This is a genomic window from Allorhizobium sp. DMC15, from assembly GCF_056314065.1.
Window position 1 is genome coordinate 77794 of the sequence record NZ_JBQUZB010000002.1, and the last position, 14486, is coordinate 92279.

Genomic DNA, 14486 nt, shown 5'->3' on the forward strand with positions numbered 1-14486 from the left:
GCCGCATCGCCAAGCCGGCCATGTCATTTCAACAGATTTCCCTTGGCCGAACCTTGCGGTCGGTGGGTAAACTCAAAAACTCTCTTTCAGCCACTGCCCCATGCGGGCGATCCGACTGCTTCCGTTGCCGAAGGGCGAGAACAACCCGCCCTGCCCGGCATGTGTTTCCTGGTCCGCCATCTGCGGATAGATCGTCAGGCCGACCGCGGTCGAGAAGGCCGGTCCCTTTGCCGCCGCAGGCAAGCCCGACACGCCCATCGGACGACCGATACGCACGTTCCGGGCGAGAATGCGGCGCGCCGCCTCTGGCATCCCGGTCAGCTGGCACGCGCCACCCGTCAGGACCACCCGCTTTCCGACCACCGGCGAAAAGCCGGACTTCTGGATCCGGTCGCGCAGCAGTTCGAGGGTTTCCTCAATCCGCGCGCTGATGATCCGGGTGAGCAAAGCCCGCGGAACCTGGGTCGGCTGATCGCGGTCGTCCTCGCCGATCGGCGGGACGGACACGACTTCGCGATCGTCGGCGCCGTTGGCGACAGCCGAACCGTGAACGACCTTCAGGCGTTCTGCATCCTCGATACGGGTCGAAAGCCCGCGCGCCAGATCGGTCGTCACATGGTGACCGCCGATCCCGATGGCGTCCGTATGGATCAACTTGCCTTCGGCGAAGACAGAGATGGTGGTCATGCCACCGCCCATGTCGATCGCCGCGCAACCGAGTTCGACCTCGTCGTCGACCAGGGCAGCAAGGCCGCTGGCATAAGGCGTGGCGACCACGCCCTCGACTGTCAGGTGAGCGCGATTGATGCAGAGTTCCAGATTGCGGAGCGCTGCACGTTCGGCCGTGACCACATGCATGTCGACGCCGAGGACGTCGCCATACATTCCCAGTGGATCACGGATTCCCCGTTCGCCGTCAAGCGAAAAGCCTGTCGGCAGCGAATGCAGGACAGCGCGGTCATTGCCCTGCGACTTCTGGCCGGCAGCGATCAGCACCTTGCGAAGGTCACCCGATTCGACTTCCTGACCACCGAGGTCGATCGTCGCGGTATAGACGTCAGAACCGATGCGGCCGGCGGAAACATTGACGATCAGGCTCTCGACGGTGAGACCGGCCATACGCTCGGCCGCATCAACGGCGAGACGAACGACGTTCTCGACCGCATCGAGGTCCGCGATCACGCCGGACTTGATGCCGTAGGAGCGCTGATGGCCGAGACCGATCACCTCGACGTTATGGGTGCGGCCCGGCAGAACCGACGTCTCGCGACGCGGCGTCAGCCGTGCGATCATGCAAACCACCTTGGTGGTGCCGATGTCGAGAACCGAGACGACATGCGCACGCTTCGAGGACAAAGGCTTCGTGCGGGGCAGACCGAAAGAGGAGCCACCAAAGATACTCATATCTTCTGCTCCAGCTTCTTGAGCTCCTTGGTGCGCGCCTCAACGGCAACCTGGCGGCGCTCCTGCGCCTCCGGCGTCAGGCGAACCGTGACCCGATCGGGAAGACGCATATCGATGGCAGCGATATCGCGAGACAAAACCTGCTGCTCCTGATCGAAGCGAGTAAGCAAGGCGAGCGCCTCGGCGATATGATCTTCCGGCAGCTTGACGATGATACCATTGTCCAGATGCACGTCCCAACGGCGACCGGCGACACGAACGAACGCCTTCACCCGGGATGCAATGGCCGGCCACTTGGAGAATTCTTCTTCAACAGCAGCCGCGGCGGTCTCGGCGTCCCGGCCGACAAACAGAGGAAGCGAAGCAAACTTGTTATCGCGCAGCGGCGCAATCACGCTGCCAGAACGCTCGATCAGCGACAGGTCGGACCCATGCTGCCAGATCGCATAAGCCTGGCGCTCCTTGAGCATGACCTCGACGGTACCGGGATAGACCTTGCGGACTTCGACCGATTCGATCCACGGAAGCTCGGAAAGCGCCTTGCGCGCGGAGGCGATGTCGAGTTCCAGCAGGCTGGACGCACCATCAAGGCCAAGAAGCTGCAGGATGTCGATTTCAGACGTGTGCTGATTGCCAGAGACACGAACGTCCTCAATGGCAAAACCAGCCGCCGCCGTCACAGTTTCCACCACAACCGGCCCATGGCCTCCGACGATGACGCCATGCAGCGCGACCACACCGTAGAAACCGGCGAGCGACACCTTGCCAAGATGGCGCGGCAGAGGAATGCGCCCGGAGCAGAGGCTGGCGACGGACCGCACCATGCGACGCAGAGGGCGCGGCAAAACCACCCCCTCACCCGCGCCAGCAGGCATGGCGGAAAATCCGCCCGCAGCCTCACCCGCCTTGTTGCCACTCATCGAGAACACGATGCGTCCTCCACCATCCAACTTACAAATTCACCAAAGCCATAACCCGCATGGGCAGCCATTTCGGGCAACAACGAGGTGGGGGTCATGCCAGGCTGATTGTTCAACTCAAGCCAGATCAAATCACCATCCTCGGAGAGACGATCGTCGTAGCGGAAGTCTGAGCGACTCACTCCGCGGCACCCGATCGCCCGATGCGCCTCAAGCGCCAATGATTGTATTTTTTGGTAAATTTTCGGTGAAATTTGCGCAGGAAGGACGTGCTGAGAGCCACCGGCGGCATACTTGGAGTCGTAGTCGTAGAAGCTGTGGCCGAGCGGCACGATCTCGGTGACCCCGAGCGGCTTGCCATCCATGATACCGCAGGTCAACTCGCGACCCGCCACATAACGCTCGACCATGACGATATCGCCATACCGCCATTCGCTGGAAGTCAGGATCTGCGGCGGATGCGCCATATCCTCCCGCACGATGACCACGCCGAAGCTCGACCCTTCCCGAACCGGCTTGACGACATAAGGCGGGGCCATCGGATGCACAGTGCCGATATCGAAACGATTGAGCACCATGGCTTCAGCAACCGGAATGCCGGCCTGAGCCGCAACGATCTTCGCCTGCCTCTTGTCCATGGCGAGAGCAGAAGCGAGAACGCCGGAATGGGTATAGGGAATTTCAAGATACTCAAGCACACCCTGGATCGTGCCGTCTTCACCGTAGGGACCGTGCAACGCATTGAATGCCACGTCGGGGCGCAGGGCATCAAGAACGCGGCCGATGTCACGGCCGACATCCACACGGGTAACCCGATAGCCCTGCTCTTCGAGTGCCGCCGCGCAGGCGGTTCCGGACGACAAGCTCACTGGCCGCTCCGATGAAATCCCGCCCATCAAAACCGCGACATGCTTGCCACTCATAAAACGCCTCGCAAAATTCGTCCGACCGAGACACAGCAACCGTCACCGCGTCGATCTCCTGGACGCCAGTTGAACAACATTAAGGTTAATGAAGTGTTTACTTTCGTTAACTTCGGTCAGGAGAGCGAAACCGCCAAACCAAGAAAACGCTTGGAATTCCAGGAGTAACCACCGGAAAATTCAGCCTATTCCGGATTTCGGGGTCAAGCCGAGCGACGTACATCCAGGACGTCGGAAGGGCAGGAAGCACCGGGATCTTTGCCCCGTCCCGCCGTCAGCAGACCATCGGCCAGCACGATTCGATTCCGCCCAGCAGCTTTGGCGAGATAGAGCGCCCGATCGGCATTGGAGAAGATCTCACTAAAGCCGAGCTCCGCCACCCCTTCTGCGACACCGGCAGAAACCGTGACCGCAAATGGCCCCGCGGGCCCGACGAACACCGCGGCCTCAACCCCGCTCCGCATGGCCTCAGCAACATCGAGAGAGTCGGCTGCGGACATTCCCGGCAGCAGTGCGGCGAACTCCTCGCCTCCGATACGCGAAACCTGCACCACAGGCGGCGCAATGGCCGTCAGTACCTGCGCGATCTTGCCGATGACATCGTCCCCTGTCTTGTGCCCCAGGCTGTCGTTGATCGCCTTGAAGCGATCGATATCGAACAGCGCCAGGCTCGCCGTTCCCCTCACCCGCTCGAATTCTTCAAGAAAGGCGCGACGGTTCATCAACCCGGACAGCATATCGGTCCGGCTGAGCATTTCGAAACGCTGATGCGACAGGCCAAGCTCATAAATCGCGAGACCAACGACGCTGTAGGCGATAACGGCGACCACAAAGGAAACCGGCGGCGTCAGAACCGTGGCGATCACCAGCGCTGGTGCGAGATCGTAAGGCAGGAGGTCGAAGGCAACGAGCAGGAAATGGGACAGAATGTTCAAGATATAGGCGAAGACAGCAATCTTCGCGGCCATCGCCACGGCCTTGGACAGAACCGCACGGCGTGACGAGAACTCGCCCAGCGTCAGCTGTCGTATGATCCAAGCACGGACTGTCGCGGCCATCATTGCCCCCATTTGCGGGCAGAGACTAACGGCCGCGAGTTAAGATTTCACTCAGACGGAATTGCCGTGTTGGGCCGGTTTATGCCGGAACAGAACCCATGAAAGGCTTGACCTCACGGCCGGGCATGAAGATGCCCAGACGCTTGATCTCCCACTCCAGCTTTACGCCGGAATTCTCGAACACCCGCTGGCGTACCGTTTCGCCCAGATATTCCAGATCGTAACCGGTCGCATGACCGACATTGATCATGAAATTGCAATGCAGCGACGACATCTGCGCGCCCCCGATCATCAGGCCCCGGCAACCGGCCTCGTCGATCAGTTCCCAGGCGGAATGCCCTTCCGGGTTCTTGAAGGTGGAACCACCGGTCTTTTCCTTGACCGGCTGTACCGTTTCGCGGTGGTGGCGGACAGCATCCATGTCGGCGCGGATCTTCGCCTTGTCCTCCGGATACCCCTCGAAGACGGCGTGCGTGAAGATCAGATCGCTCGCCACGCCCGAATGGCGATAGCTGTAGCCCATGTCAGCATTCGACAGTACGTGAACATTGCCCTTGCGGTCCACCGCCTCGACTTCGACCAGACGTCCGGCGGTATCGCCGCCATTGGCACCGGCATTCATGCGCACCGCGCCGCCGATCGACCCCGGAATGCCATAGTAGAAGTGGAAGCCGCCGATGCTGTTGTCCATCGCCATGGCGGCGATGTGCTTGTCAGGGCAGATCGCGCCCGCGCGGATGCGGTTTTCACCGACGAGCTCCACCTGCCCGAAGCCCTTGGCGGAGAGGCGTACGACGACCCCCGGAATGCCGCCGTCACGCACCAGCAGGTTCGAGCCGACGCCGATGACCGTCAGCGGCACATCATCCGGCAACAGCTTGAGGAACGTGACGAGGTCTTCCGTATCATGAGGCTGGAACATCAGTTCGGCGAGCCCGCCCGCTTGGAACCACGTCACGCGGTCCATAGGAGCATCCGGCGTCAGCCGTCCCTTCAGTTCATTCACGCCCGGGCCGAGCGACGCCAGCAGCTTTTCCCCATCCACCTGTTTCATTCAAGACTTTCCCGCAATTGCATCAAGTTCCGCCGGCAGGGCAGCCGCCCATTGGGTGATGTTGCCGGCCCCCAAGAGGACCACGAAATCACCCGGTTGTGCAATGCCCGCGACGAGAGAAGCGAGTTGATCGGGCGCGGCCAGATAGCGCGCATCCCGATGACCGCTCGATTTGATCCGCGACACCAGCGCTTCCGAATCGACACCCTCGATCGGATCTTCACCCGCTGCGTAGACCGGCGACAGGAAGATGGTGTCGGCATCGTTGAAGCAGTTGGCGAAATCGTCGAACAGGCTCGCCAGACGAGAATAGCGGTGCGGCTGGTGCACGGCGATGATCCGGCCCTTGCAGGATTCCCGCGCAGCCTTCAGCACCGCCTTGATCTCGACTGGGTGATGTCCATAGTCATCGAAGACTTGAACGCCGTTGGACGTTCCGGTCAGGGTGAAGCGACGCTTGACGCCGCCAAAACCGGCGAGACCTTTTCGGATCGCTTCTTCCGAAATGTCCAGTCGGTTGGCGACGGCGATCGCCGCACAAGCGTTCGAAATATTGTGCCGGCCGGGCATTGGCAGCACCAGATCCTTGAAATTGAACACGCGCCCCGTACGACGACGACGGATCTCGACATCGAAGATCGAACGCGTGCCGTCCAGCCGGACATTGGAGAAACGCACGTCGGCCTGCGGATTTTCTCCATAGGTGATGACCTTGCGGTCTTCGATCCGACCGACCAGCGCCTGCACCTCAGGATGGTCGAGACACATCACGCCGAAGCCGTAGAATGGAACGTTCTCGACGAACTGCCGGAAGGCCGCGCGTGCATTGTCGAAGGTGCCGTAGTGATCGAGGTGCTCGGGGTCGATATTGGTGACGATTGCGACATCCGCCGGCAGCTTCAGGAAGGTGCCGTCCGATTCGTCTGCCTCGACCACCATCCACTCGCCCTCGCCCATGCGCGCATTGGTGCCATAGGCATTGATGATGCCGCCGTTGATGACGGTCGGATCGAGCGCGCCGGCGTCGAGAAGGGCCGCCACCATCGAGGTCGTCGTCGTCTTGCCATGCGTCCCGCCCACGGCAATCGCATTGCGGAAGCGCATCAGCTCGGCCAGCATCTCGGCACGCCGCACGATCGGCAGCAGCTTTTCCCGCGCCGCAATCAGTTCCGGATTGCTCTTCTTGATCGCCGTCGAAACCACGACCACTTCGGCCTCGCCAAGATTTTCCGCCGTGTGGCCGACGAAAACTTCAATGCCCTTGGCCCGCAACCGCTGGACATTGGCGCTTTCCGACTGGTCGGACCCCTGAACCCTGTGTCCCAGATTATGCAGGACCTCGGCGATCCCGCTCATCCCGATCCCGCCGATCCCGATGAAATGGACCAGACCAATGGTTTTCGGCATTTTCATAGTGTGGCTCCGTTCCGCTGGGCAATGCCCTTGCCGGCGGCAATAGCCTCTACGAGGTCTGCGAGCAAGCCGGCCGCATCAGGCTTGCCCGTGCTTTTGGCCGCAGCCGCCGTCAAGGCGAGCGATTCGGGGTTTTCCATCGCCTGCTGCAACAGCCCGGCGATACGTTCCAGCGAAAGCTCCGCCTGGGCAATCACTTGCGCGCCACCCTTGGCCGCCAGTGCTGCCGCGTTAGCTGCCTGATCGTGATCGAGCGCATAGGGGTAGGGAACGAGAATACTGGGACGACCGATCACCGCGAGTTCGGAAACGGTTGAGGCTCCGGACCGGCAGATCACCAGATGCGCCGCCGCCAGCCGCTCCGCCATATCCGTGAAGAAGGGGGCGACGTCGGCCGGCACGCCGAGGCTGCCATAGGCATCCTTGACCTTCTGCGCATCCTCGGGCCGCGCCTGCTGCGTCACGACCAGCCGTGCCTTCAGTTCCGTTGGAAGCATCGCCACCGCCGGCGCAATCGCGTCGGAAAAGAATTGCGCGCCCTGGCTGCCGCCGAACACGACCAGCCGGAACGACTGCCCCTCACCTGAGGGCACATAGGGAACGCCAGCGGCAGCGATGACAGCCGGACGCACCGGATTGCCCGTGAGCCGCATCTTGGACTGGTACGCACCGCCCGGCGCCAGAAACCCGCCGGCAATCGCATCGACACGTGAAGCCAGCAGGCGGTTCGCCCGGCCCATGACAGCATTCTGCTCATGCACGGCGGTCGGCACGCCGAGGCCGGCGGCCGCAAACAGCGGCGGCACGGTCGGATACCCTCCGAACCCGATGACAGCCTTCGGCTTCAGCCGGCCGACAAGCGCCTTGGCCTGGCGATAACCGCGCCAAAGCGTAAGGAGCGACTTGGCCATGGCGACAGGATTGCGTGATCCGATCGTAGCCGAAGCCACCGTATGGATTTCATCGGCCGGGAAACTGCCGGCGAATCGTTCGGCCCGCTTGTCGGTCACAAGATGCACACCATAGCCACGACGCTTCAGCTCGTGACCGAGCGCCTCGGCCGGAAAGAGATGGCCGCCGGTACCACCGGCGGCGAGAAGGACGATACCTTTGGACATGGGTTACTCCGCCGGGACGCCGGCCACAGACCGGAACAGGCTGCGCTCCTGCGCCCGTTTTTCCGGCCGGCGTCGCGTCAACGCAAGAATGAAGCCAGCGGTGACGCAGATCGCCGTCATCGACGAACCGCCATACGAAATCAGTGGCAGCGTCATGCCCTTGGCCGGGAGAAGTTCCAGATTGACGCCGATATTGATCATCGACTGGATGCCGAGCAGCAGCACCAGACCGGCGACCGCCAGGCGGTTAAAGTCGTTGCGCTCGCGATAGGCATGGCTCAAGCCGCGCAGGACCAGGAAGGCGAAGATAGCGACAAGCACCATGCAAAACACGATGCCAAACTCCTCCGCCGCAACGGAGAAGATGAAGTCCGTATGGCTGTCGGGGATGATGCGCTTGACGATCCCCTCGCCCGGTCCCTGACCGAACCAGTCGCCGCGAATGATGGCCTCGCGCGCCGTATCCACCTGGAAGGTGTCACCCTCCCCGGTCAGGAAGCGGTCGACGCGCCCCGCGACGTGCGGCAGGGTCAGATAGGCCCCAACGAACCCGGTGGCGCCAAGTGCGCCGAGCACGACGATCCACAGCCATGGCATGCCCGCCATGAAGAACATCGCGCTCCAGACGCTGCCGATCAGGATGGTTTGGCCGAGGTCGGGCTGGGCGATCAAAAGGGCTGCCGCCATGCCGAAGAGCAGGATGGCAAAGAGGTTGCCGGGAATCTCCGGCTGGCGCGCATGTTCGGCAAAGAGCCACGCGCAGATGACGACAAAGGCCGGCTTCATGAATTCCGACGGCTGGATGGACATGCCGAGCAGAGACAGCCAGCGCCGCCCACCCTTCACCTCGACCCCGACGAAAAGCACGAGAACCATCATGATCATCGACGTGGCGAGCAGGACCATCGCGGTGCGTCGAACCTGGCGCGGCGAAAGGAAGGAAAGCCCGATCATCACGGTCAACGCCGGCAGCATGAAGAAGGCGTGTCGCTTGACGAAATGGAAGCTGTCGAGACCAAGCCGTTCCGCAACAGCAGGTGAAGCGGCAAAGGAGAGCATCAGGCCAATGCCCATCAAGAGCACGAAGATGATCAGGAACAGCCGATCGATCGTCCAGAACCAGTCCGCCAGCGGACCTCTCTCCACGCGGCTCACCATGTCATTTGCCTCCTTGCGGCACGTCGATCAGCATGCTGATGCCGTCGAGTTGCGAGACCAGACGGACGAAGCTGTCGCCACGAACCTCAAAATTCTTGAATTGGTCGAAACTCGCACAGGCCGGCGACAGCATGACGGCAGACGGCTCAGCGTCACGCGCCGCATCGGCCGCCGCATGGGCAACCGCACGATCCAGCGTGTCGGAGATCTCGAAAGCCACCTGTTCTCCCAGTGTTGCGGCGAAGGCCGAAGCGGCTTCGCCGATCAGATAAGCCTTGACGATACGCGGGAAGAGTGGAGCGAGGCTTGCGATCCCGCCCTCTTTCGGCAGTCCGCCCGCGATCCAGTAGATCCGCTCGTAGCTGGACAAGGCAGGTGCTGCCGCCTCCGCATTGGTCGCCTTGCTGTCGTTGACGAAGACAACCTGATTGCGGCGGGCGACGGGCTGCATGCGGTGCTTGAGGCCGGGGAAACTCTTGAGCCCTGCCCGGATCTCATCGACGGAAACGCCGACCGCAAGGCACGCGGCAATGGCAGCGGCTGCATTCTGCGCATTGTGACTGCCGCGCAGCGTCTGGATGCCATCGAGATCGACCAACAGCGACACCGCGCCCTGCTGTGCGTGCAGGATCCGGGATCCCTCGGCAAAGAGACCATCCGCCAATGGCTGGCGTTTCGAAATCCGGATGACCTTGTGGCCGGACCGCTCGATGCGGTCGCCGATCAGTTCGCAGTAGCTGTCGTCGATGCCAACGATCGCGGTCCCCGCCCCAGCCACCAGCCTTTCCTTGACGTCGGCATAATGCTGCATCGTGCCGTGACGGTCGAGATGATCGGGCGTCAGGTTGAGCAGGATGCCGGCCGTCGGGTTGAGCGTCGGAGCAAGATCGATCTGATAGGACGAGCACTCCACAACGAAGTAGCGCTCCGCCTTCGGTGGATCGAGCGTTAGCACCGCACGACCGATATTGCCGCCGAGCTGCGTATCGCGCCCGCTCGCCTGCAGGATATGGGCGATCAGTGCCGTTGTCGTCGATTTGCCGTTCGTACCGGTGATCGCAATGAACGGGCAGTCGGGCGCATGCAGACGCCGCTCGCGCACAAAGATTTCAACGTCGCCGATGATCTCGACGCCTGCGGACTTTGCCAGAGCAACCGTCCAGTGCGGCTTCGGATGGGTGAGCGGTACACCGGGAGACAGGATGAAGGAAGCAATCGTCGACCAGTCGATGCCGTGCAGGTCGACCGTCGCAATCCCCTCGGCCGCGGCCCGGGCGACGCTGTCGGGATTGTCGTCCCAGGCGAAAACCTCGGCACCACCAGCCTGCAGGGATTTCGCCGTGGCGAGCCCGGAGCCTCCGAGCCCGAAAAGCGCAACCCGCTTGCCCCTGAAACTGCTCGCCGCGATCATGACGCCCTCACCGCAGCTTCAGCGTCGAGAGGCCGAGCATACCGAGGCCGACCGCAATGATCCAGAAGCGGATCACCACCTGGCTTTCCGTCCAGCCGAGCTTTTCGAAATGGTGATGGATCGGCGCCATTAGGAAGACGCGCTTGCCGGTGAGCTTGAAATAGCCGACCTGAATGATGACCGACAGCGTCTCCATGACAAAGAGACCGCCGATGATCGCCATGACGATCTCGTGCTTGGTGGCCACCGCCACCGAACCAATCAGGCCGCCCAGTGCCAGCGAGCCGGTGTCGCCCATGAAGATCGCCGCCGGCGGCGCGTTGAACCAGAGGAAGCCAAGGCCCGCACCGATGACGGCACCGAGCAGCACGGCAAGCTCACCCGTACCAGGCACGAAATGGATCTGCAGATAATTCGCAAAAACGGCATTACCGGCGAGATAGGCGATCACGCCGAAGCAGGCTGCAGCGATCATCACCGGCACGATGGCGAGCCCGTCGAGACCGTCGGTCAGGTTCACCGCATTGCCGGCCGCCACGATCACGAAGCCGCCGAACAGCACGAAGAACAGGCCGAGATCGAGGAGGTAGTCCTTGATGAAAGGAAAGGCGACGGATGAGCCGAAGGTGGACCCCTGCGGCGCCGAATGCAGGGCGGAACTCATCATGAAATAGACGGCGATACCGGCAATCACGAATTCGATCCCGAGACGCGCCTTGCCCGAAAAGCCCTTGTCCGTCTGCTTCGTCACCTTGAGATAATCGTCATAGAAGCCGATGGCACCGAAGCCGAGCGTCACCAGCAGCGTCGCCACGACATAGATGTTGGAAAGATCGGCCCAGAGCAGCGACGACACCACGATACCGGCGAGGATCATCAAGCCGCCCATCGTGGGCGTGCCGGCCTTCTTGAAATGCGTCTGCGGCCCGTCGGCGCGGATCGGCTGGCCCTTGCCCTGGCGGACGCGGAGCGAGGAAATCATCATCGGTCCGAACAGGAAGACCACCGCCGCCGACGTGAAGAGAGCCGCCCCCGTCCGGAAGGTGATGTACCGGAACAGATTGAAAAACTGAAAGTGGTTCGCCAGTTCCACAAGCCAAATCAGCATGGGAGCCCTTTCCAAAAGCCCGAATTAAGAGTGGCGCTCCGTGTCGGGGAATGCCGGATACTTGTCAAGCAGAGCCGCTACAATCTTGCCGAAGCCGATGCCGAGAGAGGATTTGACCATAACCACGTCGCCCGGACGCACTTCCGCCGTGACGAAGTTCGCCATTTCTGCCGTCGTCTCGAAATAGACGACCGAGACCGATTCCGGCAGGGCGTCGCGCAGTGCCGCCATCTCCGGACCGGCGAGCCATACGTGTTCGATGCCCGCAGCCAGCAGAGGACCCGCGAGTTCCGCATGCACCGAAGGCGAAAACTCGCCCATCTCCAGCATGTCGCCGAGCACGGCGATCCGGCGGCCGTCATAATGCGGCTGTGCTGAAGCGAGCACCGAGATCGCTGCGCGCATGGAGGCCGGATTGGCATTGTAGCTCTCGTCGATCAGGGTGAGAGCGCCGCCACCGGCGGAAAGCTTGTGCCGAGCACCCCGGCCCTTGACGGCCGACAGATACGCGAAGGCTTCGACCGCCGCATCGAGATCGGCGCCCACGAGCGAAACGGCAGCCAGGACGGCCATCGCGTTCTCGGCCAGATGCCGACCCGGCGCACCGAGAGTGACTTCCCGGGTTTCGCCATGGAAGGATACCCAAAGCGTCGAGGTTTCCGCCGCACCGTCGAACTCCGCCAGCCGGAACTCAGCCTTGGCGTGCTGGCCGAAACTGTGCACGTTTTCGATCCCTGTAGCCTGAGCTGCCTGCTCGAGCCGGTCGAAATAAGGGTTGTCGCGATTGAGGATCACATCACCACCATTCACCACGCCCTCGAAGATTTCGGCCTTGGCATCGGCGATCTCATCGACGCTCGAAAAATTGCCGAGATGGGCCGGCGCGATCGTGGTGATGATGGCAACGTCGGGACGCACCATCCGCGACAGAGGACCGATCTCGCCTGCGTGGTTCATGCCGATCTCGAACACGCCATAACGCGTATCCATCGGCATGCGGGCGAGCGTCAGCGGCACGCCCCAATGATTGTTGAAGGAGGCGACGGCCGCGTGCACCTTGCCCGAGGGCTGAAGCGCCAGGCGCAACATTTCCTTGGTTGTGGTCTTGCCGACGGACCCGGTGACCGCGATCACGGTTGCCGCAGTCCGGTCGCGCGCGGCGATCCCGAGCTTCTGCAACCCGGCAAGAACGTCTTCGACCACGATCATCGGCACGGTCAGACGGCCGAGAGCCGGAAGCTTCGCCTCGCTCACCACCAACAGGGAAGCGCCATTGGCGATCGCCAGGCTCGCATAGTCGTGCCCATCCACCCGGTCGCCCTTGATCGCAAAGAAGGCTTCACCAGGCGTGATGGTGCGGCTGTCGATCGATATGCCGGTGACGCCGTCAGGTAGCTGGCCGAAGGGCCGGCCGCCCATGGCAACCACCATGTCGCGTGAGGTCCAGAGCAGGGTCAACGATCAAACTCCTCCAAGGCGTGCCGAACTTCGGCATGGTCGGAAAAGGGCAGCGTGGTTCCTCCGACCGTCTGCCCCTCTTCATGTCCCTTGCCGGCCACGATCAGCGTATCGCCGGCAGACAGCATGGCAACGGCCGCCCGAATCGCCTGCGCACGGTCGCCGATCTCGATCCCCTTCGGCGTTGCCGCCATGATCTCGGAACGGATGGTCGCCGGTACTTCCGAACGCGGATTGTCATCCGTGACGATGGTGATATCCGCCAGCCGCGACGCGATCTCACCCATGATCGGGCGCTTGCCCTTGTCCCGGTCGCCGCCACAGCCGAACACGACGATGACACGCCCCGTGGTAAACGGCCGCACAGAATTCAGAACGTTTTCCAGCGCGTCCGGCTTGTGGGCGTAATCGACATAAGCAAGCGCTCCGGCCTTCGTTTGGCCGACGAGCTCGAGACGACCCGAGGCGCCGACCAAAGTCTCCAGCGCCTTCAGGGCGATAGCCACCGGCACGCCGGTGGAGATGGCGAGGCCCGCCGAGACCAGCGCATTGGCGATCTGGAAATCGCCCGCAAGCGGGATATGGACCTCGAAAATCTGATCGCCGTGATGCACTTCGGCCACCTGCTTGTGGCGGAAGTGTTCGACGCGCTTCAGGCTGAGGAAGCTCCCTTTACGGCCAACCGTGCGCACATCGTGGCCAGCAGCCGTTGCCACCCTAATCGCCTCGTCGGACCAGGCATCGTCGGCGTAGATGACGGCAGGCGAGCCCTTCGGCAGCAACGTATCGAAGAGCCGCATCTTGGCGGCCATGTAGTCCTCGACCGTCGGATGGTAGTCCATATGATCGCGGCCGAGATTGGTGAAGCCTGCCGCAGACAGCACGACGCCGTCGAGGCGGCTTTGGTCGAGACCGTGGCTGGAGGCTTCCATCGCCGCATGCGTTACGCCCTCGTCGGCCAGTTCACCCAGCAGCGTGTGCAGAGCAAGCGGGTCAGGCGTCGTCAGCGAACCGTAGTCGTTGCGGCTTGGAGATACGACGCCCGTGGTGCCGATCTGCGCCGCAGGATGGCCCGCAAAGGCCCAGATCTGGCGGGTGAACGAGGCAACGGAAGTCTTGCCCGCGGTGCCGGTCACGGCAACCATGGTTTTCGGCTGGCGACCGACGAGACGGGCAGCGGCCAGCGCCAGGAAACGGCGTGGGTTGTCGACGACGACGACGGGCACGGACGTCTCAATCGGATGCGATGCAACGATCGCGACGGCACCCTTTGCGACAGCATCCGCCGCATAGCTGCTGCCATCGGCCTTGGTCCCGGACAGGGCGAAAAACACAGTGCCCGCCTGGACCTTCCGGCTGTCTGCGGAAAGCCCTGCCACCTCTATCGCAGCGGCGCCAGCCGCCGATACCTGGTTCTTGTAGTCGTCGCCGGCCAGTGTGCCCAACAGCATGTGCAGTCCA

The 14486-nt window shown here is 62.4% G+C and carries 12 protein-coding genes; all 12 read right to left on the reverse strand.

Annotation, left to right across the window (positions count from 1 at the left end):
- Positions 1-72: 72 nt before the first annotated feature.
- Positions 73-1404, reverse strand: coding sequence for a cell division protein FtsA (gene ftsA, locus ACT53S_RS08925; RefSeq protein WP_062278992.1), 1332 nt, complete (start codon positions 1402-1404; stop codon positions 73-75).
- Complete coding sequence (locus ACT53S_RS08930; protein ID WP_476066721.1) at positions 1401-2333, reverse strand: cell division protein FtsQ/DivIB; 933 nt, start codon at positions 2331-2333, stop codon at positions 1401-1403. The genes ftsA and ACT53S_RS08930 overlap by 4 nt, the downstream gene beginning before the upstream one ends.
- On the reverse strand, positions 2321-3247 hold the full coding sequence (locus ACT53S_RS08935) for a D-alanine--D-alanine ligase (RefSeq protein ID WP_476066722.1): 927 nt from the start codon (positions 3245-3247) through the stop codon (positions 2321-2323). The genes ACT53S_RS08930 and ACT53S_RS08935 overlap by 13 nt, the downstream gene beginning before the upstream one ends.
- Positions 3248-3450: 203 nt before the next feature.
- Positions 3451-4305 (reverse strand): GGDEF domain-containing protein, encoded by an 855-nt coding sequence (locus ACT53S_RS08940; RefSeq protein ID WP_476066723.1) that lies wholly within the window; start codon positions 4303-4305, stop codon positions 3451-3453.
- Between the two features lie 79 nt (positions 4306-4384).
- The gene (gene murB / locus ACT53S_RS08945) at positions 4385-5359 is read right to left on the reverse strand and encodes a UDP-N-acetylmuramate dehydrogenase (protein ID WP_113375493.1); all 975 of its coding nucleotides are present in this window, start codon (positions 5357-5359) and stop codon (positions 4385-4387) included.
- Positions 5360-6772 carry a UDP-N-acetylmuramate--L-alanine ligase gene (gene murC / locus ACT53S_RS08950; protein WP_476066724.1) on the reverse strand — a complete coding sequence of 471 codons (1413 nt, stop codon included), beginning with the start codon at positions 6770-6772 and terminating at the stop codon, positions 5360-5362.
- Positions 6769-7890 carry an undecaprenyldiphospho-muramoylpentapeptide beta-N-acetylglucosaminyltransferase gene (murG, locus tag ACT53S_RS08955; RefSeq protein WP_476066725.1) on the reverse strand — a complete coding sequence of 374 codons (1122 nt, stop codon included), beginning with the start codon at positions 7888-7890 and terminating at the stop codon, positions 6769-6771. The genes murC and murG overlap by 4 nt, the downstream gene beginning before the upstream one ends.
- Before the next feature lie 3 nt (positions 7891-7893).
- The gene (ftsW, locus tag ACT53S_RS08960) at positions 7894-9048 is read right to left on the reverse strand and encodes a putative lipid II flippase FtsW (protein ID WP_113375490.1); all 1155 of its coding nucleotides are present in this window, start codon (positions 9046-9048) and stop codon (positions 7894-7896) included.
- Position 9049: 1 nt separating this feature from the next.
- On the reverse strand, positions 9050-10459 hold the full coding sequence (murD, locus tag ACT53S_RS08965; protein WP_476066726.1) for a UDP-N-acetylmuramoyl-L-alanine--D-glutamate ligase: 1410 nt from the start codon (positions 10457-10459) through the stop codon (positions 9050-9052).
- 7 nt (positions 10460-10466) lie between these two features.
- Positions 10467-11567, reverse strand: coding sequence for a phospho-N-acetylmuramoyl-pentapeptide-transferase (gene mraY / locus ACT53S_RS08970; protein ID WP_113375488.1), 1101 nt, complete (start codon positions 11565-11567; stop codon positions 10467-10469).
- 24 nt (positions 11568-11591) lie between these two features.
- Positions 11592-13025 (reverse strand): UDP-N-acetylmuramoylalanyl-D-glutamyl-2,6-diaminopimelate--D-alanyl-D-alanine ligase, encoded by a 1434-nt coding sequence (locus ACT53S_RS08975; protein ID WP_476066727.1) that lies wholly within the window; start codon positions 13023-13025, stop codon positions 11592-11594.
- Positions 13022-14476, reverse strand: a complete 1455-nt coding sequence (locus tag ACT53S_RS08980; protein ID WP_476066728.1) for a UDP-N-acetylmuramoyl-L-alanyl-D-glutamate--2,6-diaminopimelate ligase — start codon at positions 14474-14476, stop codon at positions 13022-13024. Before ACT53S_RS08980 ends, ACT53S_RS08975 begins: the two co-directional genes overlap by 4 nt.
- Positions 14477-14486: the final 10 nt, after the last annotated feature.